Genomic DNA, 25,619 nt, shown 5'->3' on the forward strand with positions numbered 1-25,619 from the left:
TGCGCTATATACAAGCTGTGCCTTGTGAACGGACTCTTCCTTTGACTCTCTTACTGTTTGGCTGTTTTTTGAACCGTCGCTTTGTATTTGCGCGATAATTACTCGCATTGACGTTAGGGAGGGCTTGATGTTTACCGTTTTCGTTTTGGGCAATATTGCTTCGGGTAAATCGACTGCCTGCCGCTTTCTGGAATCTCGCGGAGCCCTGCTTATCGATTTAGATGTTCTTGCCAAATCGCTGTACGTACCGGGGTCGGATATCGTCAATGCTCTTGCTGAAGAGTTTGGCTGGGATATTTTGGACGAGGATGGCGGTGTTCGACGTAACGTTCTCGCTTCTCGAGCTTTTGTTTCTCCCGATACGGTTGCAAGGCTCAATAGTATTGTTCACCCCGCTCTCATTGAGCAGCTTTCGCTGAGGATTCTCGATCCTGCTTGCTGTACGGTTTCGTCCCCCCGCTATCCCTTTGCGGCGGTCGAAGTATCTGCTCCGACTGGCTTTGAGGACGCCTTTGGCCTTGCGGATGAAATTATGGTTGTTAGCGCTCCTTTAGCGGTCCGTCGCGAACGCGCTATTCACCGTGGTATGGAGCCATCCGATTTTGATGCTCGCTGTGCTTGCCAACCCGATGAGTCTTCGCTTTGCAGTCTCGCCACGACCGTGATTGATAACGCAGCGGGCGACAGATCGCTCTTTGAACAACTGGACGCGTGGCTTGCTCGCCATGGCCTTATGGATGCTATGGATAAGGAGACGACAGATGCCTAAGACGCGTTTCTTTACGTGGTATCGCCTTGTGCCGCTGGTTGTCGTTTTCGTCTTTGGCCTTATCTCGCTCGTTTACTCGTGTGCTCCCGCCGCTTTCTTTAAACCGTTCTATCCGATTGACTATGAGGCGTATGTAAAGCAGTCCAGTATTTCGCATAATCTCGATCCGTATCTGGTGTGTGCCGTCATCAAGTCGGAATCAAACTGGGATCCCGAGGCGGAATCAAATCAGGGCGCCCAAGGTCTCATGCAACTTATGCCCGAAACCGCTCAGGATATGATCGCTAAGGGCCTTGTCGACGGGGACGAGTATTCAGCCGATGACCTGAATGACCCCGCTTCGAATATCGAATTTGGGTGCGCGTACCTCTCATACCTGTTGACGTATTTCAATGGGTCGACGGATAGCGCTATTGCTGCTTACAATGCCGGAATGGGCAATGTCGATGGGTGGGCGCAGCAAAACACATCGTTCCATAACGCGATTGCCTTTCCCGAGACGCAAGCCTATTTGATTCGTGTCAATAATGCCTGGGTTCGCTATAAGACCCTCTATCCCGACCGGTTCGTATAGGACTATGCCTGCCGCCTGCGTATACTGCAGATGTATGAGTTAGGAGTATCCATGGCGGATTTTGAAGTTGAGCGTGTTGGCGGAGAGCTCAAACGTTTTGGCGTTGAGGGCTCCGAGGTACCGTTTGAGGTCGTGTCTCCCTATGAGCCTGCAGGTTCACAGCCTAAGGCCATTGAGTCGCTTGTGCAGGGTGTGAGGGACGGAGACCGCTATCAGGTTTTGCTTGGCGTGACCGGCTCGGGCAAGACCTTTACCATGGCCAAGACCATCGAAGCTCTCGGTAAGCCAACGCTGGTCATGGCCCCCAACAAAACCCTCGCCGCCCAGCTTGCGAGCGAGCTCAAAGAATTCTTTCCCAACAACGCCGTGGTCTACTTCGTCTCGTACTACGATTACTATCAACCCGAAGCGTATGTGCCGCAAAGCGATACGTATATCGAGAAGGATGCTTCGATTAACGAAGAAGTCGAGATGCTTCGACATCAGGCGACCGCCTCGTTGCTTTCTCGACGCGATGTGATCGTCGTTGCTTCGGTGTCCTGCATCTATGGCATCGGCTCTCCTGAGGACTATGCGGGGCTGGCGCCGAATGTCGACAAGAAAGTACCGCTCGAGCGCGATGACTTTATCCATGCGCTCATCGACATTCAGTACGACCGGAACGACTATGACTTGGCGCGTGGCACCTTCCGCGTGCGCGGTGATGTTGTCGATGTGTATCCGCCCTATGCCGAGCATCCGTTGCGATTTGAGTTCTTTGGCGATGAGGTCGAGCTTATCGCCGAAATCGATGAGGTTACCGGTGAGATGCTTCGTGAGTATGAGGCTATTCCTGTGTGGCCGGCATCGCACTATGTGACCGAGAAGCCCAAGGTCAAGGCGGCCTTGAAGTCGATCAGCGAAGAGTGCGAGAAGCGCGTGGCGGAGCTCAAGGCGACCGACAAGTTGCTCGAGGCGCAACGTCTACAGCAACGGACCGATTATGACCTCGAGATGCTCGAGACGATGGGCTTTTGCAACGGCATCGAGAACTACTCGCGTCATCTGGACGGGCGTAAGCCGGGTGAACCACCGTTTACCCTAATCGATTACTTTCCCAAGGACATGCTCTGCATCATAGACGAGAGTCATGTGACGGTGCCGCAAATTCGTGGCATGCATGAAGGCGACCGTTCGCGTAAAGTGACCCTGGTGGAGCACGGCTTTCGCCTGCCCTCGGCGCTCGACAATCGCCCGCTTCGTTTCGATGAGTTTGAGGCGAGAATCCCCCAGTTCATCTACGTCTCGGCCACGCCGGGCGACTACGAGCTGCGGGTGAGCCAAAACGACGTGGAGCAGATTATTCGTCCGACCGGCCTGCTCGATCCCAAGATCGACGTGCGTCCCGTTCGCGGTCAGATTGACGATCTTGAGGACGAGATTCGCGAGCGTGTTGCCCGCAAGGAGCGCGTGCTGGTGACCACGTTGACCAAGCGCATGGCCGAGGACCTGACCGACCATCTACTTGATGCGGGCATTAAGGTCAATTACATGCACTCTGATACGGCGACAATGGACCGTGTCGAGATCCTGCGAACGCTGCGCGAGGGCAAGATCGATGTTCTCGTTGGCATCAACCTGCTTCGCGAGGGCTTGGATCTTCCCGAAGTCTCACTGGTGGCAATTCTCGATGCCGATAAGGAAGGCTTCTTGCGCAACCGCCGTTCGCTGATTCAGACGATTGGCCGTGCGGCCCGTAACGCCGATGGCGAAGTCATCATGTATGCAGACGTTGTGACCGATTCGATGAAAGCGGCCATCGAGGAGACGCGGCGCCGTCGCGAGATTCAGATGGCATATAACGACGAACATGGCATTGTGCCCAAGACAGTGCGCAAGGCCATCAACGACATCTCAAGTTTTATTGCCGAGGCCGAAAAAACTGTGGGCTCCAAGGGACGCTCGAAGGGCGACTCTCTTGGCCATGGCGCATTCTATACGCCCGATGAAAACGGCGAGGGCGGTGTGCCGGAAACGGTGGCGCCCGAGCAGACACTTGCGGAGCAGTTGGAAGAACTACCGCATGACGAGCTTGTACGGATCGTCGAAACCATGGAAGAGGATATGCGTAACGCTTCTGCCGCCATGGACTTTGAGGAGGCGGCGCGCCTGCGTGATGCTGTCGTTCAGATTCGGGCGATGCTCGAGGGTGCGTCTGAGAACGAGACGATCGAGCGCTTGCGTTCGCAGGCCCGCAAGGGTTCCACGTTCGCATCGGGCAGAAAACGACAGGGTGCACGGTTTAAGAAATAGCGAACAGGCCCCGAGCTCCATAGGGAGCTCGGGGCCTGTGTCTTTTGCGCGCTGGAATTCGTTCGCTAGAGGTCTGCGATCAGGGCTTCGGCACAACGGATACCGTCGGTGGCCGCGCTCATGATGCCTCCGGCATATCCAGCTCCCTCACCACAAGGGTAGAGGCCCGGGGTCGACACGGCATGGCACGTTCGGTCTCGGGTGACAGTGACCGGTGAGCTCGAACGAGTCTCCACGCCGGTAAGAACGGCATCGGGGCGGTCGTAGCCCCGTAGCTTTTTTCCGAGTAGGGGAAGTCCCAGGCGGAGCGACTCGACGATATGCTGCGGCAGGGCTTCGTCAATTGCCGTCCAGGTCACACCGAGCGGATAGGTGGGCTTTACCTTTCCGGGCGCCTTGCTGGCGCGTCCTGCGAGGAAATCTCCGACGAGTTGTGCCGGTGCGTTCCAGTTGGAACCGCCCAGGCGATAGGCGGCCGCCTCGCAGGCGCGCTGGAGCTCGATGCCGGCGAGCGGGTCATCGTCGGGAAGGTCCTCAGGCGTGACGTTAACGAGCAGAGCGGCATTTGCGTTACGGCCGTCGCGGGCATTGAGGCTGGCGCCGTTGACGCACAGGTGGCCCTGCTCGGAAGAGGCGGCGACAACCTGCCCGCCGGGGCACATGCAAAACGAGAACACGCTGCGGCCGTTGGGAAGATGAGCGACGAGTTTGTAGGGGGCTGCTCCGAGGGCAGGATGTCCCGCCGAGACTCCATATTGGGCTCGGTCGATGTCGCGCTGCGGATGCTCGATGCGAACGCCCATGGCAAAGGTCTTTTGTGCGAGGGCCACGTTGTGGTCCTTAAGGAGTTCAAAAATATCGCGAGCAGAATGCCCGCAGGCGAGGATAAGGTGCTTTGTCTCAATTGGCTCGTAAGCGGCGTCTTGGGACGATTGGACATCAATACCGGTGATGGCGCCAGACGCGTCGATGCGAATGTCGACGAGTTTTGTTCGATAACGAACGACACCTCCGAGCTGCTCGATGCGCTGGGATATAGCGGTAACAACCGTGGGAAGGATGTCGGAGCCAATGTGCGGCTTGGCATCCCACAGAATATCGCGGGGCGCACCCGCCTCGACGAAGGTTTCGAGGATGAGGCGATGGGCGGGATTTTTTGTTCCCGTATTGAGCTTGCCGTCCGAGAAGGTCCCCGCGCCGCCCAGACCAAACTGAATATTGCTCTCGGGGTCGAGGATACGCTCCTTTAGAAAGAGGTCGATCGCCTGCGAGCGGCGAAATGCCGGGTCGCCGCGCTCGATGAGCAAGGGCTTCAGACCCGCTTCGGCAAGGGTGAGTGCGGCGAAAAGGCCGGCACATCCGGCACCGACGACGACGGGGCGCTCTTTGGGTGCGCCGGAAACGGGGGAGGGGAATGAAGGCTCATCGTCTTCTATCGCGCGTACGCGCGAGCGGTCACGCTCGGCAACGCTGTCGACCGCTTCTCGCTCGAGGTGGGGACTAGTCAGCTCAACACGAAAGCTCAGGATAAAATGGACGTCTCGTTTTTTGCGAGCGTCGATTGACTTGCGGTGGAGCTCGATGGACTTGATCTCGGAGTCCTTGCAACGCAGGACGCGCTTGGCGAATCGCTTGCCAACAATGAGGCAGGCATTTTCATCGCCGGCTTCATCGAGTGACGCGTTGACTTGGGTGAGTTCGATCATCGAGGTCTCCTTAGAGGCAAGAAAGAGGCCGTCCGGTATCCCAGACGGCCCGAATGCGTTTTTGATTATAGACTGTGCGGCTACAGGCTGCTTGCAGCGCGAATGCCCGAGATCCAGGCCCACGCAAGGTTAAAGCCTCCGCAATCGGCGTCGATGTCGAGCGCTTCGCCGCAGACGTAAAGCGGGGCGTCGACAACGCTGCACGCGCGTAGACTGGGTGTTGAGATGCTCTCGACAGATACGCCACCACGCGTGACCTGCGCCGAGCGCTCCTCGGCTGTTCCCTCGGCGAGCAACTTAAAGTGCTTGAGGATCGAGACCAGGTGGACGACATCGTTGGAGCCTGGATGGCACTGCTCGAACGCTGTGCAGACGACGCGGGAGAGTTGCGGGGCGAGCATGCCGTCGAGCCAACGGGGATCGCGGGGCGAAAAGCCGCCGAGCAGCTTAACGCGCCTGTTAAGCATATCGAGCAACTCGTCTTTAGAGAGGTCGGGGAAAACGTCGAGCAGGATCGTATCGCCGCGCTGGATACGACGGGAGAGGTTGAAGACAGCGACGCCCGAGATACCGAAGGTTCGAAACAGTACTTCACCGTCTTCGTGCCAGAGCTCACTATGGTTACGGGTGAGCGTCAAGCGGGCGCGGACGCGCAGACCATCCAACGTCTTGAGTGCCGCCCGATCGCCGACGACCGTTGCCGATACGGGGCAGAGGATGGGGCGCAGCGAAGTGAGGGGGAGGCTAAACGTATCGGCGATACCGGTGGGGTTGCCACCCGTGGCGATAATTACGGCATGTGCCTCCAGGGCCTCGTTCTTGCGAGGGACATCGGCGAGCGCTTTCCGAAGCGAGCGGAGCTCCGATTTTCGGTCGCCGTGCTTTTTTGCCTTGAGCGCCCGCGCTGGACGGTTTATTTGGAGTGCCCAGCCTTCGGAAGCTTTGTGCGCCGAGGCAACGTTGGCTCCGCAGATTAAGGTGATACCCAGGCGGTCGCAAACGTTGAGAAGCGCGTCGCGTACCGATTCGGCGCGAAGGGAGCGCGGGTACAGCCGGCCTTCCTCGGAGGTTGTCATGATGCCCAGCGAGGAGAAGAAACCCATAAGCTCTTGTTCGGGCTGGGGGCCCATGACGGATTCGACGAATGCGGGGTGGTTATACCGCTGAGGATCAATCGATTCGTTGGAGAGGTTGCAGCGACCGTTGCCGGTCGCAAGGAGCTTAAGGCCGCAGGCGACATCGCGCTCAACGATGCAGACGCTTTTACCCGCGCGCGCGGCCGTGATGGCGGCGGCGAGGCCCGAAGCCCCGCCGCCGATTACCAGGACGTCATAGAAGGCGCTCGTGTTCACTTAGGCCTCGTCGGTCTCGTGCGGGGCAATGGCCTCGACGGCAGAGACGGCCTGGGGCAACATGCCGTCGGGCAGCGCAGTCTCGACCTCGCCCTTATCGCAGGCCTCGGCGAGTGCCGGATTAATGGGAAGCTGGCCCAAGATGTCGAGGTTATAGCGCTCTGCGACCTCGGGGAGCTTGCTCTTGCCAAAGACCTCGATCTTCTTGCCGCAGTCGGGGCACTCAATGTAGCTCATGTTCTCGACAATGCCCAGAATGGGGACGTTCATCTTCTCGGCCATGTTAACCGCCTTGGCGACGATCATCGAGACCAGATCCTGCGGGCTCGTGACGATGACGATGCCGTCGACGGGCAGCGACTGGAAGACGGTGAGCGCGACGTCGCCTGTTCCCGGAGGCATGTCGACCAGCAGGTAGTCGATGGGGCCCCACGAGGTCTCGCTCCAGAACTGCCTAATGGCGCCTGCGATGACCGGACCGCGCCAAAGGACGGGGTCGGTCTCGTTTTGGAGCAGCAGGTTGGAGCTCATGACCTTGACGCCGTGCTCGGAGATTTCGGGCAGCATAAGGTTGCCAAGGGCATGGACGTGGCGTCCGCTCATACCGAACATCTTGGGGATAGAGGGACCGGTGATGTCGGCATCGAGGACGCCGACCTTGTGGCCGTGACGGGCGAGCTCGGTGGCGATGGCACCGGTGACAAACGACTTGCCGACACCGCCCTTGCCGGAAAGCACGGCGATGACGCGTTTGACCTCGGACAGCGTGTTCTCCTCAAATTGCGACGGCGACGTTTGTCCGCCGGCGGCCTGTGCGTGCTCGCAACCCATGTATGACTCCTTTGTATATGTTGGGGCCGGGGCCCCGTGATGTGACACGAGCGTCATTGTACCCTCGTTTGCGAGCGGGAGTCATTTGTGATGCATTTGGGCCGAGCGTGCTTGCAATGCGATGGGCCCAAGCGAATGAGCGGGCTTACTGAACTTTGCTGGCGAACTCGAGGTATTGCATGCGCTGCAGCTTGTCGATCGTCGAGGCGTATGGGCTGTCTTCAGATTCCAAATCGTAGCGCAGCCCGTCGGCACCAAGATAGCCGGCGACATTGATGGTGGGCACATCTGACCTTGTTGCAAGCAGAGCCTTTTGATAGTCGGTGAGCGGGGCGCCGATCTTATTAAGGGTAATGGCTGCAATCTCGTTTGCCCCGACGGTGTCGTAGACGTTGAGCTCGGTATTGCCAGCGATTTCATAGTTAGCCCAGACGAAATAGGTCGACTGATAGATACGGAAAGCGTGGCTTGCCGTATCTTCCTGAGGGTACAGCTCGTCGTTGAGAGTCGCTGCGGCGCTCGGCTGATGGTCGCCAAAAAAGACAAGAACAACCGGTCTGCCGATATTGCGGAGCTCGTTGATAAAGTACTCGAGGTCCCGGTCGGATGCGTTGATGCAGGTAAGATAGGTGTTGAGCGCGCTATTGGCGCCCTCGCTGGCTCCCTCGACCCAATAGTTTGTCAGCTCTTCGGCGGGAACGGTGCCATAGTCGTAGCCGCCGTGATTTTGCATCGTGACGTCAAAGATGAACTGCGGGGCTTCGTCGGTTCTAAGCAGGTCGAGTATCTTGTCGTAGGTGGCGTAGTCGCATACGCCGGCATGGTAGCAGGGCGCACCTTCGAAATCGCCGATTGAAAGAAAGTCTCCAAAGCCCAGCTGCTGATAGATTTTATCTCGATGGTAGTTGACGGGGTTTTGCGGGTGCATAGCGGTAGCGGTATACCCAAGCTCTTTAAGGTCCTTTGCCAGGCTGTTGACGTCATTCATCTGATACAGCTGATAGGGGATTTTGCCTAATCCGACAAAGGCCGTTGTCGCTCCGGTCAAAAATTCGAATTCGGAGTTCGCCGTTCCGCCACCGGCGACCGAAGCGAACATGGTGCCGCGAACAAGCGTGTCGGGAAGCGAGTTGTAGAATGCGGGGCCGGTGTACCCGGCCGCCTGGAGCTGCTCAAAGCACGAAAGGTCGCTAAAACTCTCGTTCATGACGGCAACAATCGTCGGCTTGATTTCATTGAACTGGGCAACGGCCGCCGCGCGCTGCTCGCTCGAGCCATACGTGCTGTCGTAGGTGGCGGCGAGCTCCTGCTCGATGCTCTGCGCCTCATCGGGCGTATAGTCTTCGGGCTTCTCAATGGGCAACTCGTTGACCATTTCGGTGAACGAAGTGATAAAACCCTGAGACGCATACGTGGTGATGGGCTGCCAACGGTCAAATCCAAAATTCAGCGCCTGCTCCAAGTCGATGCTGGAAAAGCCCGAGAGCCCCACAACGGTCACTAGCAGAAAAGCGCAGAGGTTAGCGGCGATTGCGGGGAAGACATGGGTGGGCGTACGGAGCTTTCTCGGTCGGATAAGCGAAAGAAGCCCCAGGGAAATCTCTAACAGGGCTAGAGAGGTTACGATTCCGGCGGTAAAGGTAAACTCGTATCCCTCGCTCACTTCCATTGCGGTGCCAAGGGCCAAGATATCGCTTGGCAGGATGGCCTCGCCTTTAAACGTTATGACGAAGTGCTCGGCAATGCCAAGGATGCAACAGACGACGGGCACGAGGGCCATGACGCCTCCATGACGCTGTCCCAGCAAATAAAGGGAGAACAGAACCGTCGCGAGCAGCCCGACGGAAAACCCGAATGAGTTGGCGGGAATGCGATAGAACGTTTCGTTGCAGGCAATTTCGAGTGAAACGAACGAGAGCGCTGAAACAGCGGCGATGACAAGGATGTCACGGCAAATACAGGCAACCGTTCCCGTCGCAAGATCGGTTTGGTCGATAAGTCCCGAAACCAAGGGTTCGACAAGAAGTATGACGGCGGCAGCACCGAGCGCCGAATAAGAAAGGACCCATAGGGAACTGTCCTCATTTACGAGCAATTGATTCGTAATCCATGCAGCTACCATGCCGAGCGGAATGAGGAGCGTCGCGCACCAAAAGACGCGGGCAATGGGTGGCTTTTCATTGTGTTTAATTGAAAAATACACGCGCACGACGACGGTGGCCACGATAAGGACGGCGATGAATATGGGCAGATTGGCCATGTCGCTCGAAGTGATTTCAAGGGGGATATCTTCGGTCATGGACGTTCCTCTGTTACAGCAAATTAAGTTCAGTATTTGATTACTGTAACCTTTCCACGGCATTTCGAGAAACTAAGCGCCCGATACGCAAAGCTAAAGGTCTGCGAATCTTGTATTACGAACATCTGTGCGCGTCGAGTGCGCTAAACTCATCGACAGTATGATTCGATGCAATAGGAGGCAAGGAGCTTCCATGTCTGATTCTTCTATCGTTATTCGCGGCGCTCGTGAGCACAACCTCCGTGATATCGATGTTTCCATTCCGCGTGACCAACTCGTGGTCATTACCGGTCTTTCTGGCTCGGGCAAGAGCTCGCTGGCATTTGACACTATCTATGCCGAGGGCCAGCGTCGATACGTCGAGAGCCTTTCGAGCTATGCGCGCCAGTTCTTGGGCCAGATGGACAAACCCGACTTGGATTCAATCGACGGCCTTTCGCCGGCGGTGTCGATCGACCAAAAGACGACGTCTAAAAACCCTCGCTCGACGGTTGGCACCGTAACCGAGATTTATGACTATCTGCGCCTGCTGTTCGCCCGTGTGGGCACCCCGCACTGTCCCGAATGCGGCCGCGTCATTGAGCGCCAGACGACCGACCAGGTTGCCGACAAGGTCTTGGCGGCGGGGGAGGGTCGCCGCGCGTTTGTGCTGGCACCGGTGGTGCGCGGGCGAAAAGGCGAGTACACCAAACTGTTTGAGGACCTTCGCGCCGAGGGCTTTAGCCGCGTGCGTGTCGACGGTGAAGTGCGCTCGCTCGACGATCCAATCGATCTGGACAAGAAGTTCAAGCACGATATCGAGGTCGTGGTCGATCGCATCGTGATCCGTGAGAACTCTCTGGGCCGTATCGCCGAGTCCGTTGAGCAGGCGACCGCGCTGGCTCACGGCAATGTAAATGTGTACATGCTGCCCGATCGTGATGCTCCCGAGGGGACCGAGGGCGAGCTGCTGGAGTATTCGTTGGCCTTGGCGTGCCCGGAGCATGGACACTCCATCGACGATCTTCAGCCGCGTGATTTTTCGTTTAACGCTCCCTATGGCGCATGTCCTGAGTGCGACGGCCTGGGCTTTAAGAAAACCGTTGATGCCGAGGCGCTGATCGAGGACCCCTCGAAGTCCATTGCCGACGGAGTCTTTGGTAGCCTGTTTGGCAATTCGAACTACTACCCGCAGATTTTTGCTGCGGTCTGTAAACACTTTAAGGTAAGCGCCGATACGCCGTGGGAGGACTTGCCCCCTCGCGTGCGTCGTGCATTCTTGGATGGCCTGGGCGATACGAAGATCTCGGTTGACTACCAAAAGCTCGACGGACGTCGTAGCCAGTGGGATACCAAGTTTTCGGGCGTTCGCAACATCCTGTACGAACGCTATACCGAGACGACGAACGAGAACACCAAGGCGCGCTTGGAGAAGTACATTCGCGAGGAACCGTGCTCGAGCTGCCACGGCGCTCGTTTGCGCCCTGAGATGCTCGCCGTCACCGTGGGCGGCAAGTCCATTTACGAGGTTTGTTGCCTGTCGTGCCGTGAGTCGCTCGAGTTTTTTGAGGGCCTGGAGCTCACCGAGCGCCAACAGTTTATCGGCGGGCGCATCGTCAAGGAAATCCTGGAGCGCTTGCGTTTTCTGGTCGATGTTGGACTCGACTATCTGACGCTCGATCGTGCCTCGGCGACGCTTTCTGGTGGCGAGGCGCAGCGTATTCGCCTGGCAACGCAGATCGGCGCCGGCCTCATGGGTGTCCTGTACATTTTGGACGAGCCATCGATCGGACTTCATCAGCGTGACAACGAGCGCCTGATCAAAACCCTTGAGCGCCTGCGCGATATCGGCAATACCGTCATCGTCGTCGAACACGACGAGGACACAATCCGTGCCGCCGACTACGTGATCGACATGGGGCCCGGCGCCGGCGTCAACGGCGGACACGTAGTCGCGGCGGGAACGCCTGCCGATATCATGGCGTGTCCTGAGTCGATGACGGGCGCTTATCTGACCGGCAAACGAATGATCCGGGTGCCTGATGAACGGCGCAAGCCCGGTCGCGGCTGCCTTAAAATTACGGGCGCTCGAGCTAACAACCTCAAAAACGTTACTGCCAAGATCGAGTTTGGTACGCTTACGGTTGTTACCGGCGTGTCGGGATCGGGCAAGAGCTCCCTGGTTACCGACACCATTGCGCCTGCCCTTACGAATGCTATTCACCGTTCGACGCGCCCTGTGGGTCCGTATAAGAAAATCGAGGGCATCGAGTGTATCGATAAGGTTATCGATATCGACCAGTCGCCGATTGGCCGCACACCGCGTTCCAACCCTGCTACCTATATTGGCCTGTGGGATGATCTTCGCGCGCTGTTTGCGAGTACGCCGGAGTCGAAGGCGCGCGGCTACTCGCCGGGTCGTTTCTCCTTTAATGTGAGTGGCGGGCGCTGTGAGGCGTGCAAGGGCGACGGACAGATCAAGATCGAGATGCACTTCCTTCCCGATATCTACGTTCCCTGCGAAGTTTGCGGCGGTAAACGCTACAACCGCGAGACACTCGAGGTCACCTACCGTGGCAAGACCATCTCGGACGTGCTCGACATGAGCGTCACCGAGGCGCTGGCGTTCTTTGGGAATATCCCGCAGATTAAGCGCAAGCTTCAGACTTTGTATGACGTTGGCTTGGGCTATGTGAGTTTGGGGCAGCCTGCCACGACGCTTTCGGGCGGCGAGGCGCAGCGTGTGAAACTCGCCAAGGAGCTTCATCGACGCCAGACGGGCAAGACGTTCTATATTTTGGACGAGCCGACGACCGGCCTTCATTTTGAGGACGTCCGCCAGCTGCTCGATGTGCTGCAGCGCTTGGTCGATGCGGGCAACACGGTGCTGGTGATTGAACACAACCTTGATGTCATCAAGGTTGCCGACCGCCTGATCGATATGGGTCCCGAGGGCGGCAATGGCGGCGGAACCGTCGTGGTCTCGGGTACGCCGGAGCAGGTCGCGGCATGTTCGCAGAGTTACACGGGCAAGTTTTTGGCACCGCTGCTCAAGCGCGACCGCGAGCGTCAGGCACAACTCGACGCCCAGTAAAGAGACGCCGTCGTACGAGAAGCGCCACCGATTCCTTTCGATTCGGTGGCGCTTCTGTGTGTCGAGATGACGTATGCGGCTAAATTGGACATATACTTAGGCGTTACGTTCGAATGCGAGGGAAGGGACATGCCATGGCAAAGGCTGCAAAGACGCCGAAAACCAATGCGATGCGCGAGCTGGAAAACGCCGGCATCTCCTATATTCTCCATACGTATGAAGACGATGGCGATGAGTCGGTGGGTTTAGGCGTTGCAATTTTGGAACAACTTGGCGAGGAGCCTGGCCAGGGGTTTAAGACCTTGGTTTGCGTGACGCCGTCCAACGAACACGTTGTGTGCTGTATTCCCGTTGCCGACGAGCTTGACCTAAAGGCCGCAGCGCGCGCCGCTGGTGAAAAGTCGCTGACCATGATGCATGTCAAGGACTTGCTTGCCGCGACGGGGTATGTCCGGGGCGGCTGCAGTCCAGTCGGCATGAAAAAACGCTTTCGGACGCTGATCGATGAGACATGCGTCCTTTGGGATACCATTTTTATCTCAGGCGGTAAGCGTGGCTATCAACTTGAGCTTGCCCCCGACGACTTAGTTGCATTTTGCGGGGCGACGGTTGCCCCGATCACGAGAGAGGACTGAGCGATGCCGCAGGAAGAATCGAAGCGCGGAGCTCACTTTGCAAAGGGTTCGGCTTCTCAGACGCCCGCGCCTGAGGCTTCTTCGGTCGATGACCAGATTCGAAACGCTTGGTCCGTTGCTGCAGATCCAGGGGAGACGGCTGTGTATTTGCGTGCCGCCGGTGCCGGTACGGTGCCTCCCCGTACGATTCTCTCTTCGGCTCGTCCCGATGAGACGGCGGTGTTTTTGGCCGCGGCTCAATCCCGTGCCGGACGGATGCCTGACGCCGGGGCGTCTCGTGCGCCGCGTCCCGATGAGACGGCGGTGTTTTTGATGGCGGCTCAGGGAAAGGGCACACTGCAGGGTGTCCCAGCCGATCGTCCCGCGAGGCCTGCAACCGACGGTGATGGCGAGCAGTTGCTTTTGGATGACGAGTGGTCACCGCTCGGCTCGACCGATCCGGTCGAGGGCGTTGCTGTTGAGGACGATGATTGGGATCCTTTGTCGTTTTCTGGTCGAACCGCTGCCGCCAGGGAAGTTGACACGGTGTTTGGTAATAATGCCGTAGCTAACGATGACGCTTCGTTTGACAGCGATGTCACGCCTGTTGACGGAGCTTTTTCTGCCGATGATGCCGTTTTGGTCGACGACCCCTTCGCGATGATCGATGAGCCTGATATCGAGGTTGATTCTCGACAACACACTGAAGTCAGCCCCCAATCACAGGACGATGTAGATGATATGGGCTCGTCGGACTACTCTACGGTTGGCCGTTCTGCCGGCCTCATGACTGCACTGACCATTGTGTCGCGCGTCACCGGGTTTATCCGTACTTGGGCTATGGCTGCCGCCATCGGCATGTCGCTGCTCTCGTCTTCCTATCAGGTCGCCAACAACCTGCCCAATATGCTCTATGAGCTCGTGATGGGCGGTATGTTGGTTACCGCCTTTTTGCCGGTTTACATGGGCGTGCGTCGTGAGCAGGGTCGCGACGCCTCAAACGAATACGTAGGTAATCTGCTCGGCATCCTGCTTTTGCTGCTGGGCGGCATTTCGGTGTTGGGCACCGTGTTTGCTCCGGGCTTTATCTGGACGCAGTCGTTCCTTTCGGGCGATGGCGGAAGCATGGATACCGCTGCATTCATGTTCCGTTTCTTTGCCATTCAGATTTTGTTCTACGGCTTGGGCTCGGTGTTCTCGGGCGTTCTTAACGCGCATCGTGACTACTTTTGGTCGACGTTCGCCCCGGTACTCAACAATGTGATTGTCATTGCGAGTTTTATGGGCTTCGCTCCCGTATCTGCCTGCTTTGGTGAGCAGGCGGGCGTCGTTTTGATTTCGCTCGGCACGACGCTTGGCGTTTTTGTCCAGATGGCGTGCCAGATTCCCGCACTCGGTAAGCATGGTGTCCGGCCTCATATTCATATCGACTTTAAGGATCCTGCACTGCGACAGACGCTCGCGCTCGGCGTCCCGACGTTGCTCGCTACGGTATGCATGTTCGTGTCGACTTCCATTACCAACGCAGCCGCGCTGGTGGTGCAGCCCGAGACCGGTCCTTCTGTAATTGCCTATGCGCGCCTTTGGTACACACTGCCTTATGCCTTGATAGCCGCCTCGCTCTCGACGGCGCTTTATACCGAGCTTTCGCACGATGCCCAGGAAAAGGATTATGACAGCGTGCGCGTTGGTATCTCGCGCGGCGTGGCCCAGATGCTCTTCTTCCTGATTCCTTTCGCGCTATATCTCATTGTGTTTGCCCGTCCGCTCAACATGATTTATTGCGCCGGCAAGTTCGACGAGTCGGGTGTGGCGCTTGTGTCCGAGTTTCTGGTTTATCTGGCGCTCTCCCTGCCGCTCTACGGCGTGGTCGTGTTGATGCAGAAGAGCTTCTCGGCGTTGCTCGACATGAAGCCTTATAGTCGCTATTGCCTATACTCTGCTATCGGTCAGGCTGGTTCGGTTCTGCTGTTTGGTGTGGTGCTGGGCTATGGCATGCCTGCGATTGCGATGTCGTATGTTGTCGACTATGTGATTCTGGTCGGCTGTTCGCTGTGGTGGCTGCGTCGTCGTCTGCAGGGTCTTCAGGTTAAATCTATTCTGCACGGCTGCTTCTATGGCCTTTTGCTCGGCGGCCTGGGTGCCGCAGCGGGTGCCGGCGTTTTGTGGGCGCTCGAGAGTTTTGTCGGAGCGCTTGGCGGATCGATTCTTATTACCTTGGGCTATGTTTGCATCGCGGGCATGGTTTCGCTTGCCGTGACTTTTGGCCTTGCCGTCCTTCTAAAGATGCCTGAGGTCTCCGCTCTTCTTCGCCGCAGGTAGGCAGTCGTGGCAGGTCATGACAACATTCCAACGCTTGCCGAACAGGTTTCGCGTGTGCCCATGCAGCCTGGCTGCTACCTTTGGAAAGATGCCAAGGGCGATGTCATTTACGTTGGCAAGGCTAAAAATCTGCGCTCGCGCATGCGTCAATATGTGACGCTGCAGGACGAGCGCCAAAAGATTCCACTGATGATGCAGCTGGTTGCGAGCTTTGACTATATCGTTGTCGAGAACGAGCACGAGGCGCTGGTGCTCGAGCGCAACCTGATCGGTCAATATCATCCGTACTTTAATGTCGACCTTAAGGACGATAAGAGCTATCCCTTTATCGCTATCACCAAGAGCGATCTGTTCCCAGCTATTAAATATACTCGTGAGCGTCATAAGCCGGGAACGCGTTATTTTGGTCCCTACACCGACAGCCGCGCGGCGCGCGAGACCATTGATACGCTGCGCAAGGTAATCCCGATCTGCTCGGCTTCTTGTGCGGAATGGCGTCGATGCCGCCGTATCGTCGAGTCCCACAAGGGCGAAGAAGATATCGTCAATATGATTTGCGCTCAAAACGGGCGTCCCTGCTTTGACTTCCATGTTGGCCGCGGTCCGGGGGCATGCGTCGGTGCGATCTCTCCAGCCGACTATGCTAAAAACGTTAAACGCGTCGAGCGATTTTTGTCGGGCCATCGTAAAGATGTCGTTGATGAGCTTACATCCGAGATGACGGACGCCGCCGAAGCGCTCGATTTTGAGCGGGCGGCGCGCGTCAAGCGTCGCTTGGAAGTTATTAGGGGCTTGGACGACCGACAGCAGGTCGTTTTTCCGTCGAGTGTCGATCTCGATGTGATTGGTTTCTATCGAGAAGAGACCATTTCGGCCGCCTGCGTGTTTGTTGTGCGCGAGGGGCGAACGGTTCGAACCTGTGAGTTCATTCTCGATAAGGGCCTGGATGTCGATGAAGAGGAGCTTCAGTCGGGCTTTCTCAAGCGCTATTACGACGAGACGGCTGATATTCCAGCCGAGGTGAACCTTTCCGTCGAGCTTGAGGATGCGGAGGCGCTAGGGGAATGGCTTTCGGACAAGCGCGAGCGTTCCTGTCATCTCCATAGGCCTCAGCGTGGCGAAAAACACCGGTTGCTCGATATGGCATCTAAAAATGCGCGTCATGCCCTCATGCGTTATATGATGCGCACGGGATACGCCGACGATCGCACCAATCGAGCGCTCCTGGAGCTTGAGAGCGCCTTGGCGCTACCTGCGCCGCCAATGCGAATCGAGTGCTTCGATATCTCTACGCTTCATGGCACCTTTACGGTCGCCTCGATGGTGGTGTTTACCAACGGCCACGCCGACAAGAGCCAGTACCGCCGCTTTAAAATCCAGGCCGAATTGGACGAGGCGAACGACTTCGTTTCGATGTCCGAGGTTTTGGGGCGTCGCTATGCTCCCGAGCGGATGGGCGACGAACGTTTTGGCTCGCGCCCCGATTTGCTCGTTGTCGACGGCGGCAAGCCGCAATTGACGGCTGCAATTAAGCAACTTGAGGCCCTTGGGCTCGATATACCAGTTTGTGGTTTGGCAAAGGCCGATGAGGAGGTTTTCGTGCCTTGGGACGAGACTCCTGTCGTACTTCCGACCGGGTCTGCGTCGCTCTATCTCATCAAGCAGGTGCGCGACGAATCGCACCGTTTTGCCATCACGTTCCATCGCGAATTGCGCGATAAAGCCATGACGGTTTCGGTACTCGATGACGTTCCAGGCGTGGGACCCACTAGAAAACGTGCAATTATGCGCCATTTTGGCTCGATGAAGCGGTTGCGCGCGGCGAGTGAGCAAGAGATCGCGGAAGTTCGCGGCATACCTGCCGATGTTGCCAAGGCGGTCCACGAGGCGCTCGTTGCATGGAATGCCGAGCGCGCCGAGGCAGCGGCTGGCCATTCCGATAGCTAAACACGAGCCTAAACAACTGATATACATGATTGCGCGATTTTCAACCATTTATTTCGCCATGATTGCCTGCTGGTTTCGGGTTTTATTAACGCTAAAACGTTTGACTAACCCAAGCGAAAACCCTGCTATCCTGCGGGTTGACGAAGACTGATATCTCACCTCGCCGATACATACTGTCTGCTGTATCGTTTGTCAACGAATTCGGTGAACGGTAGTAAATACCGTTCAAGCGTATGTATGTATCGGTCGCCGAGCGCGGCACCTCAGTTGGGTTTGTCGGTAGGTAAGGTATATATCGTCCGCAAGTTGCGCGGGGGCAAGTTTAGGTGCTCCCGGGTAAGATTCTCTATTGATAGGAGAAGACATGGCCATCATCAATAAGGGTATGTCCAGGCGTTCGTTCCTTGGCCTCACCGGCAGCGTCGCTGCTGTCGCCGGCTTTGGTCTCACTGGCTGCGGTGGCAGCTCTAGCGACGAGGGTTCCGCTCCCGCCGATTCCGCCAACCGTGGCGGCGGCGTGATCACCGCCGGTTCCGCTTACGCTCCGTCCAGCTTCGACCCCGCCAGCACCGGCTCCGCCGTGGGCCTGGGCGCTAACTGGCACGTCGTCGAGGGCCTCTACGGCATCGATTACCACGACTACAGCACTTTCAACGAGCTCGCCACCGATGATCCCAAGTCCGTGGACGACACCACCTTCGAGGTCACCATCCGCAAGGGCGCCAAATTCTCCGATGGCACCGAGGTTACCGCTGACGACGTCGTCGCCTCCTACACCGCTTGCGCCGCTTCTGCCACCTACGCTCCGTTCTTCCAGCCTTTCGAGTCCATCGAGGCCAAGGATGCCAGCACCGTGACGGTCAAGACCAAGGTCCCCAACTTCTCCCTGCTCAAGGATCGTCTGGCCATCATTCGCGTTACTCCTGCCGCCCAGAGCGAGGAGGATCGCGCCAAGCAGCCGATCGGCTCCGGCCCCTGGATGTACGATTCTATCTCCGATACCGAGATCACCCTGGTTCCCAACCCCGAGTACAACGGTGAGTATGCTGCCGAGGATAAGAAGATCCAGTACAGCATCCTGACCGACCCCACCGCTCGCGTCACCGCTCAGCAGGAAGGCTCCACGCTCGTCATGGAGCTCGTTACCGCTGACGCCGTCGACCAGCTCGAGGGCGCCGGCTGCAAGATCGACAACGTCCAGGGCTTCGGCACCCGCTTCATCATGTTCAACGTCGCCAAGGAGCCTTGGAACGACGTCAAGGTCCGTCAGGCTGTCATGTATGCGCTCGACACCGAGAAGATGATCAGCAACACCTTCGCCGGCCTTGCTACCGCTGCCAGCTGCTACCTGCCCAAGAGCTTCACCAACTATCATGAGGCCTCCACGGTGTACAAGACCGACGCCAAGAAGGCCAAGAAGCTTATCGAGGAGTCCGGTATCACCCCGGGCGCCATTACCCTGCGCACCACCGATAACGAGCAGATCAAGGGTATGGCTGCCCAGGTCAAGAACGACCTCGACGCTCTCGGCTTCGATGTGACCATCCAGACCGATACCTCGCCGGCCACCTATGCTGCCATCGACGGCGGCGAGGCCTACGATATCCTCCTTGCCCCTGGCGATCCTTCCTGCTTCGGCGCAGACCCCGACCTGCTGCTCAACTGGTGGTACGGAGACAACGTCTGGATGCAGACCCGTTGCCCGTGGAAGGAGTCCGCTGAGTGGCAGAAGCTCCACGGCCTTATGGACGAGGCTCTTGCCGCCGAGGGCGACGAGCAGCAGAAGAAGTGGAACGAGTGCTTCGACATCATCGCCGACAACGCCGTTCTGTACCCCGTTGTCCACGTTAAGACCGTCTCCGCTTCCTGGAACGACCCGTCCACTGCGCCCAACGGCGAGGCCCTCGATGGCTTCAAGGGCATCGGCACGACGAGCATGTCCTTTAAGGGTGTCGCGACCGTCAAGGCGTAAGACTCGCTTGAGTCTATATGCAGGATGTCGGCCGTTGGGACCGTATCCTCATAGTTGAAACAAAGACCCGGGCGGCAACGATGTCGCTCGGGTCTTGTAATGAGTGTCCGTACTCATATACCAGTTGGTCCTACCGACAAAAGAAAGGGGAGAGAACGTGAACAACTTTCTACGTTTGATTGGAAGGCGTCTCGTGGCGCTGCCGATCATGGCATTGGGCGTCACCGTCCTGGTGTTCTTCCTTATGTCGTTCTCCAAGACCGACCCCGCCTACACGGCGTTGGGTGACGGTGCCTCGCCCGAGGCGGTTGCCGAGTACCATGAGAAGTATGGTCTGGACGACCCCTGGCCCGTGCGCTACGTGCGCTATATGGGCAATTTGATCCATGGCGACATGGGCACCTATGGTGCTGCTCGCAACTCCGTTGCCAAGCGCATCTCCACGGCCCTACCCGTCACGATGCAGCTGACCTTCATCGGTCTTGCCATCGGTGCGGTCGTATCGTTTTTGCTCGGCGTCATCGCGGCACTGTATCGCGATAAATGGCCGGACCAAGTGATCCGCGTCTTTTCCATCGCCGGCTTGGCAACCCCGTCGTTCTGGCTTGCCGTTCTGTTGATCCTGCTGTTCTCTTCCTACCTTAAGGTACTCCCGGCATCGGGTGCCCTGCCGCACTTCACCACGAATCCGGCTGGCTATCTGGGACGCATGATCATGCCCGCCATCGCCTTGGCATTTCCGCTGACGGGTCAGATGACTCGTATCGTGCGTACCGCCATGGTCGAGGAGCTCGACAAGGACTATGTCCGTATGGCTCGCGGCGCCGGCGTTCCCGAGAAGGTCGTCGTCGGCATCAACGTTCTTCGCAACGCGCTGATCACCCCGGTCACCACCCTCGGTCTTAAGATTGGCTATCTCATGGGCGGCGCCGTCGTCATCGAGGTCATCTTCAACCTCCCCGGCATGGGTACTGCGATCCTGCAGGGCGTTCAGGGCAACGAGGCGAACCTGGTTCAGGGCGTCGTCATCGTCGTTGCTCTTGCCTTCATCATCATCAACATCGTGGTTGACATGCTCTACCTGCTCATCAACCCGCGCATCAGGACGGTGTAGATTATGGTAAAGATTCGAGAGAAGCAAACCGAGCAGCTCGAGAAGGCTGCCTCCAAGGGGCTCAAGCTCGGTGGCTGGAAGAAGATGACGCTGTCTTCTAAGATTGCCGCCATCGTGCTGGTGCTGGTCGCCCTGACTGCGATTCTTGCCCCCGTTCTTGCCCCCTATAGCCCGGTCGAGATCTTTACGGCTCGCCAGGCTCCCGGCAACGGGTTTATCTTCGGAACCGACGACAAGGGCCGTGACATCCTTTCGCGTATGCTCTACGGTGGCCGTTACTCGCTGATCATCGGCTTTGGTGCTACCGCTATGGCTCTGGTCTGTGGCTCCGTTGTCGGTGCTCTTGCTGCGGTTTCGCGCAAGGCCGTCTCCGAGACGATTATGCGCATCCTGGACATCATCATGTCTGTCCCGGGTATCGCCCTCGCAGCCGTCTTCGTTTCCATCCTGGGCAACTCCGTGCCGTCGATTATCTTTGCGATCGGCTTTATGTACACCCCGCAGATCGCCCGTATCGTGCGTGCCAACATCGTATCCGAGTACGGTGAGGACTATGTCCGCGCGGTCATCGTCTCCGGCGCCAAGGCTCCGTGGATTCTGATCAAGCACGTTCTTCGTAACTGCATTGCCCCGATCATGGTCTTCACCGTCACCCTGGTCGCCGACGCCATCATCTTCGAGGCTTCGCTGACCTTTATCGGCGCTGGCATCCAGGAGCCCACTGCTACGTGGGGCAACATCCTCGCCGACGCCCGCGGTGGCGTGCTCGCCGGTCGTTGGTGGCAGGCGCTGTTCCCGGGTCTGGCCATCATGATCACCTGCCTGGCGCTCAACATCCTCTCCGAGGGCATTACCGACGCTATGGCCGCTGCTCCTTCCGCCGCTCTGGATCCGACCGATTCCTCCAAGCGCCGCGAGGCCGACCTGCTGGTCTCCGACCCCGTTCGCGCCTACAAGGAGCAGGCCCAGTCCCTGTCCGCCCGTCTTGGCGCCCTGCGCGATGTCGAGCTCAAGCGTAACGACCGCCATGTGCCCGATGAGTCCGTTGAGCCGATTCTTTCGGTCCGCGATTTCTGCATCCAGTTTGAGCACCACGGTGATATCAACGTGGTCGACCATGTCAACTTTGACGTCCGTCCCGGCCAGACCATGGGCCTGGTAGGCGAGTCCGGCTGCGGTAAGTCCATCACCACGCTGGCCATCATGGGCCTGACCGATGAGGACGAGCATCTTTCCGGCGAGGTCCTCTGGGAGGGTCGTGACCTGCTCAAGATGAGCAAGAAGGAGTGGTTCGGCCTGCGCGGTACCGATATCGCCATGGTCTATCAGGACGCCCTGTCTTCGCTCAACCCCTCTATGCTCATCTCCGCCCAGATGAAGCAGCTCACCAAGCGCGGCGGCACCCGCAGCGCCGAGGAGCTCCTGGAGCTCGTCGGCCTCGATCCCAAGCGTACGCTCGAGAGCTATCCGCACGAGCTTTCCGGCGGACAGCGTCAGCGCGTTCTGATCGCTATGGCCCTTACCCGCGACCCCAAGCTGGTCATCTGCGACGAGCCCACGACCGCTCTGGACGTTACCGTCCAAAAGCAGGTCATTAAGCTGCTCAACGATCTTCAGGCCAAGCTCGGCTTTGCCATGATCTTCGTTTCGCATGACCTGGCGTTGGTCGCCGAGGTCGCCCATAACATCACGGTTATGTACGCCGGTCAGGTTATCGAGCAGGCGCCCACCAAGGAGCTGCTCACCAACCCGATTCACGAGTACACCCGCGGTCTTCTGGGTTCCGTTCTGTCCATCGAGAGCGGTTCGGGCCGCCTGCACCAGGTGCCCGGCGCCGTCCCCAGCCCGCGCGATTTCCCCAAGGGCGATCGCTTCGCGCCCCGCTCAAGCCATCCGCACATCGGCCTGGACACCCGTCCGGTCTTCAAGCGCGTGCCCGGCACCGAGCACTTCTATTCCGAGCTCCCCGATGAGGTGCTCAAGGCAAATGGTTTGACCCCTCATGCGGAGGTGATGTAGATGAGCGAGACTGCGGTCAACGGCGTCGAGCCGATTATCTTCCTTGACGATGTCCACGTCACCTTTAGGACCCGTACCGGTTCGATCCTGCACCCCAATCTGGTTCATGCCGTCCAAGGCGTGACCATTAAGCTCATGCCCGGTCAGACGATCGGCATCGTCGGCGAGTCCGGTTGCGGCAAGTCCACCACTGCTAATGTCATGTGCGGCCTGCAGGCCCCCACGAGTGGCAAGGTCTACTTTAAGGGCAAGGACGTCACCAAGCGTACTGCCGAGGATCGTCGTCACATGGGCCGCGTCATCTCGGTCGTGTTCCAGAACCCCGCGACGGCACTCAACCCTCGCATGGTCGTTCGTGAGCAGCTGCTCGACCCCATGCGCGTCCACAACCTGGGTACCGAGGCCGAGCAGGAGAAGCGCGTTAAGGAACTCCTGGAGCTCACCGGTCTGCCCAGCTCTGCCGCCGAGGTTCTTCCCGGCCAGCTTTCGGGCGGTCAGCGCCAGCGCGTGGCAATTGCCCGTGCCCTGTCGTTGAACCCTGACGCCATCATCGCCGACGAGCCCACCTCGGCTCTGGACGTTTCGGTCCGCGCGCAGATCCTCAACCTGTTGACCGATCTTAAGAAGGAGCTCGGCCTGGCCATGGTGTTCATTAGCCATGACATCCAGACGGTCCGCTACATCTCTGACGACATCATCGTCATGAACGGCGGCAAGATCGTCGAGCAGGGCGAGGCCAAGCAGGTCTTCCAGAACCCGCAGGACCCCTACACCAAGATGCTGCTCGGTGCTGCGCCGTCGCTGCTGCACCCCAAGCTTGGCGAGTAGGTTCGCTTTCCCTCCTGTGCGCCCGGCTCCCTTGCCGGGCGCACCCTCGTTGCGATTTCGAAAGGTTGGGTTCACGAGCCATGCCAAGCGCTCAGGAGCTACAACAGCAATTTGGTGGTTATCGGGGCGCCATGCCTCGTCCATCAGATTTCGATCTCTTTTGGAACGACCGCATGGCCGAGGCTGACGCCGTCGAGATCGACTATTCGGTCGAGACGGCATCGATTGCCGATGCTGCGACCTGCCAGTTTTTTGACCTCTGGTATACCGGCATGTGTGGCGCCCGCCTGCATGCCAAGTATCTCAAGCCGGTTTCGGACGAGTCCGTGCCGCTGGTGCTACAGTTCCACGGCTATCCGGGCGCAAGCCGCAGCTGGTTCGAGCAGGCATCGTTTGCGGGTATGGGCATGGCACTTGTCGCCCTCGACTGCCCCGGTCAGGGTGGCCCCTCCGCGGATATTGGTGGATTTGAAGGCACAACGGTTGCCGGGCATATCGTTGCCGGTATCGACGGCGACCCGGCCAATCTCTACTACGTACGCTTGCATCAGGATATCCGCATTCTGTGCCGCATTGTTCGCGAGCTCGAGGGCATCGATCTTGCCCGTGTTTTTGTGAACGGTGCGTCGCAGGGCGGTGGCTTGGGCATTGCGACCTGCGCGCTTAACAGCGAGCTTATCAATCGTGCCGCCATCCTCTATCCTTTCCTGTCGGATTTCCGCCTGGTCTGGGATTTGGATGCCGACGACATTGCCTACGAGGGCCTGCGCTATTGGTCTCGCTGGTTTGACGAGGACTCGACTCGTATTGACGAAGCCTATGCCAAGCTGGCGTATTTCGATTCCAAGAACTTTGCCCCCATGGTCAAATGCCACGTGCTGTTTGGCACGGGAACGGCTGATATCGTCTGTCCCCCGGCGACGCAGTTTGCGGTCTACAACAACCTGACCTGTGAGAAGCGCCATGAGTTCTTTGAGGGTTTTGGCCACGAGGAGATTCAGGATTTTGACGATCTGATCATTCCGTTTTTCTGCAAGGAAGGGGAGGCTCATGTCTAAGTGCGAGAGCAATGTCAATGAGCTGATTGACCCCGAGCTTGCGGGGATCTCTGGGACGGTTTCGTCAAGGCTCTCCGATTTCCGTGATTGGCGCGGCGATGCCTTGGCGGATGTTTCCGAGTTGGAGGCAGCTGCTTCGGACCTTGAGGTTTGCGGACTGACTGTCACGGCGATTGATTTCGCCAATCCGTGCGCGTGCTACTCCGAGGTTTCCTTTGAACTTGCCGGGGAAGTCGTACACGGCCGTTTGATTGAGCCCTCAGGTTGCGCCCGGGCATCCGAGCTTGTGCCGCTATGCCTGATGTTTCACGACATCGACCGACCCGTACGTGGATGGCATCACATGACGAGGTTTGCCGCCATGGGATATGCCGTGCTTGCGCTGGACGACGATGTGATTGGGCTCAGCGAGCTGCAGCAGGGGGTTACCTCGCCCGTTTTTGTTGAACGCGTCCGCTGGGGCTGTGCAATGGCAAAGGTCGCGCGCAATCTTGATGGCATGGACCCCGACCGCATCTTTGCATGGGGCGAGGGCCTTGGCGGTGGAGTCGCGCTTGCGGTTTCTGCTCTGGACGAGCGGGGCCTTGCCTGCACGGCGGTTGCCAATCCGCTTCCCGGCGGCCTCGAAGCGCTGTCGTCTCGGGTGCGCGGATCGGTACTCATGGGTACATCGCTCATGGATACCGTGAGCGATCCCAAGGGCCAGTTTGCCGTATTCAACGGTCTTGAGTGTGACCGGAGGCATATTATCTATGCCAAATATGCTCACGAACGCATCAATGCGTTCGAAAACGAAGTCGTCGACTTCTTTAACCAAGCGTTCTACCTGTGTTCTTTGGCCTAGACGGC

At 58.2% G+C, this 25,619-nt stretch carries 17 protein-coding genes; 13 read left to right on the plus strand and 4 right to left on the minus strand.

What is annotated here, in order from left to right:
* Window positions 1-127 precede the first annotated feature (127 nt).
* Genes coaE through uvrB form a run of 3 tightly spaced genes read left to right on the plus strand, consistent with a single transcriptional unit; the run spans window position 128 to window position 3,635 of the window.
* Window positions 128-769, plus strand: coding sequence for a dephospho-CoA kinase (coaE, locus tag ACQRAQ_RS06915; RefSeq protein WP_427794369.1), 642 nt, complete (start codon window positions 128-130; stop codon window positions 767-769).
* Window positions 762-1,343: a lytic transglycosylase domain-containing protein gene (locus ACQRAQ_RS06920; RefSeq protein WP_427794370.1), complete on the plus strand. Its 582-nt coding sequence runs from the start codon at window positions 762-764 to the stop codon at window positions 1,341-1,343. Before coaE ends, ACQRAQ_RS06920 begins: the two co-directional genes overlap by 8 nt.
* A 51-nt stretch (window positions 1,344-1,394) precedes the next feature.
* Window positions 1,395-3,635, plus strand: coding sequence for an excinuclease ABC subunit UvrB (gene uvrB / locus ACQRAQ_RS06925; protein ID WP_427794371.1), 2,241 nt, complete (start codon window positions 1,395-1,397; stop codon window positions 3,633-3,635).
* 65 nt (window positions 3,636-3,700) lie between these two features.
* On the opposite strand, the gene ACQRAQ_RS06930 is transcribed toward uvrB, so the two are convergent.
* From ACQRAQ_RS06930 to ACQRAQ_RS06945, 4 genes are all read right to left on the minus strand, one after another.
* On the minus strand, window positions 3,701-5,341 hold the full coding sequence (locus tag ACQRAQ_RS06930; protein ID WP_427794372.1) for an NAD(P)/FAD-dependent oxidoreductase: 1,641 nt from the start codon (window positions 5,339-5,341) through the stop codon (window positions 3,701-3,703).
* A gap of 80 nt (window positions 5,342-5,421) precedes the next feature.
* Entirely contained in the window at window positions 5,422-6,693 is a 1,272-nt protein-coding gene (locus tag ACQRAQ_RS06935) for an NAD(P)/FAD-dependent oxidoreductase (protein WP_427794373.1), read from the minus strand.
* On the minus strand, window positions 6,694-7,524 hold the full coding sequence (locus tag ACQRAQ_RS06940; protein WP_427718672.1) for an Mrp/NBP35 family ATP-binding protein: 831 nt from the start codon (window positions 7,522-7,524) through the stop codon (window positions 6,694-6,696).
* Between the two features lie 145 nt (window positions 7,525-7,669).
* Entirely contained in the window at window positions 7,670-9,823 is a 2,154-nt protein-coding gene (locus ACQRAQ_RS06945; RefSeq protein ID WP_427748187.1) for an LTA synthase family protein, read from the minus strand.
* 193 nt (window positions 9,824-10,016) lie between these two features.
* Here ACQRAQ_RS06945 and uvrA point away from each other — a divergent pair, with 193 nt between their 5' ends.
* From uvrA to ACQRAQ_RS06995, 10 genes are all read left to right on the plus strand, one after another.
* Complete coding sequence (uvrA, locus tag ACQRAQ_RS06950; protein WP_427728763.1) at window positions 10,017-12,896, plus strand: excinuclease ABC subunit UvrA; 2,880 nt, start codon at window positions 10,017-10,019, stop codon at window positions 12,894-12,896.
* A gap of 134 nt (window positions 12,897-13,030) precedes the next feature.
* On the plus strand, window positions 13,031-13,531 hold the full coding sequence (gene ybaK / locus ACQRAQ_RS06955) for a Cys-tRNA(Pro) deacylase (RefSeq protein WP_427718664.1): 501 nt from the start codon (window positions 13,031-13,033) through the stop codon (window positions 13,529-13,531).
* A gap of 3 nt (window positions 13,532-13,534) precedes the next feature.
* Entirely contained in the window at window positions 13,535-15,832 is a 2,298-nt protein-coding gene (gene murJ, locus ACQRAQ_RS06960) for a murein biosynthesis integral membrane protein MurJ (protein ID WP_427794374.1), read from the plus strand.
* A 60-nt stretch (window positions 15,833-15,892) separates the two neighbouring features.
* Window positions 15,893-17,779, plus strand: coding sequence for an excinuclease ABC subunit UvrC (gene uvrC / locus ACQRAQ_RS06965; RefSeq protein ID WP_427728785.1), 1,887 nt, complete (start codon window positions 15,893-15,895; stop codon window positions 17,777-17,779).
* A 364-nt stretch (window positions 17,780-18,143) separates the two neighbouring features.
* Entirely contained in the window at window positions 18,144-19,751 is a 1,608-nt protein-coding gene (locus tag ACQRAQ_RS06970) for an ABC transporter substrate-binding protein (protein ID WP_427718660.1), read from the plus strand.
* A gap of 157 nt (window positions 19,752-19,908) precedes the next feature.
* The gene (locus ACQRAQ_RS06975) at window positions 19,909-20,865 is read left to right on the plus strand and encodes an ABC transporter permease (protein WP_370450641.1); all 957 of its coding nucleotides are present in this window, start codon (window positions 19,909-19,911) and stop codon (window positions 20,863-20,865) included.
* Window positions 20,866-20,868: 3 nt separating this feature from the next.
* Entirely contained in the window at window positions 20,869-22,884 is a 2,016-nt protein-coding gene (locus tag ACQRAQ_RS06980) for a dipeptide/oligopeptide/nickel ABC transporter permease/ATP-binding protein (protein ID WP_427728769.1), read from the plus strand.
* Window positions 22,885-23,712, plus strand: coding sequence for an ABC transporter ATP-binding protein (locus tag ACQRAQ_RS06985; protein ID WP_154517508.1), 828 nt, complete (start codon window positions 22,885-22,887; stop codon window positions 23,710-23,712).
* Window positions 23,713-23,792: 80 nt separating this feature from the next.
* Window positions 23,793-24,770, plus strand: coding sequence for an acetylxylan esterase (locus ACQRAQ_RS06990; RefSeq protein ID WP_427794375.1), 978 nt, complete (start codon window positions 23,793-23,795; stop codon window positions 24,768-24,770).
* Window positions 24,763-25,614: an acetylxylan esterase gene (locus tag ACQRAQ_RS06995; protein ID WP_427748184.1), complete on the plus strand. Its 852-nt coding sequence runs from the start codon at window positions 24,763-24,765 to the stop codon at window positions 25,612-25,614. The genes ACQRAQ_RS06990 and ACQRAQ_RS06995 overlap by 8 nt, the downstream gene beginning before the upstream one ends.
* The last annotated feature ends 5 nt before the right edge of the window (window positions 25,615-25,619 follow it).

This window comes from Collinsella sp. SGI.178 (assembly GCF_050313495.1).
Lineage (GTDB): Bacteria > Actinomycetota > Coriobacteriia > Coriobacteriales > Coriobacteriaceae > Collinsella.

Excerpts from the sequence above, each read along its gene's own strand:
- murJ (WP_427794374.1), top strand. The coding sequence starts at position 13,535 with ATGCCGCAGGAAGAATCGAAGCGCGGAGCTCACTTTGCAAAGGGTTCG.
- uvrB (WP_427794371.1), top strand. The coding sequence starts at position 1,395 with ATGGCGGATTTTGAAGTTGAGCGTGTTGGCGGAGAGCTCAAACGTTTT.
- uvrC (WP_427728785.1), top strand. The coding sequence starts at position 15,893 with ATGCAGCCTGGCTGCTACCTTTGGAAAGATGCCAAGGGCGATGTCATT.
- coaE (WP_427794369.1), top strand. The coding sequence starts at position 128 with ATGTTTACCGTTTTCGTTTTGGGCAATATTGCTTCGGGTAAATCGACT.
- ACQRAQ_RS06945 (WP_427748187.1), bottom strand. The coding sequence starts at position 9,823 with ATGACCGAAGATATCCCCCTTGAAATCACTTCGAGCGACATGGCCAAT.
- uvrA (WP_427728763.1), top strand. The coding sequence starts at position 10,017 with ATGTCTGATTCTTCTATCGTTATTCGCGGCGCTCGTGAGCACAACCTC.
- ACQRAQ_RS06940 (WP_427718672.1), bottom strand. The coding sequence starts at position 7,524 with ATGGGTTGCGAGCACGCACAGGCCGCCGGCGGACAAACGTCGCCGTCG.
- ybaK (WP_427718664.1), top strand. The coding sequence starts at position 13,031 with ATGGCAAAGGCTGCAAAGACGCCGAAAACCAATGCGATGCGCGAGCTG.
- ACQRAQ_RS06980 (WP_427728769.1), top strand. The coding sequence starts at position 20,869 with ATGGTAAAGATTCGAGAGAAGCAAACCGAGCAGCTCGAGAAGGCTGCC.
- ACQRAQ_RS06970 (WP_427718660.1), top strand. The coding sequence starts at position 18,144 with ATGGCCATCATCAATAAGGGTATGTCCAGGCGTTCGTTCCTTGGCCTC.
- ACQRAQ_RS06985 (WP_154517508.1), top strand. The coding sequence starts at position 22,885 with ATGAGCGAGACTGCGGTCAACGGCGTCGAGCCGATTATCTTCCTTGAC.
- ACQRAQ_RS06920 (WP_427794370.1), top strand. The coding sequence starts at position 762 with ATGCCTAAGACGCGTTTCTTTACGTGGTATCGCCTTGTGCCGCTGGTT.
- ACQRAQ_RS06990 (WP_427794375.1), top strand. The coding sequence starts at position 23,793 with ATGCCAAGCGCTCAGGAGCTACAACAGCAATTTGGTGGTTATCGGGGC.
- ACQRAQ_RS06930 (WP_427794372.1), bottom strand. The coding sequence starts at position 5,341 with ATGATCGAACTCACCCAAGTCAACGCGTCACTCGATGAAGCCGGCGAT.
- ACQRAQ_RS06995 (WP_427748184.1), top strand. The coding sequence starts at position 24,763 with ATGTCTAAGTGCGAGAGCAATGTCAATGAGCTGATTGACCCCGAGCTT.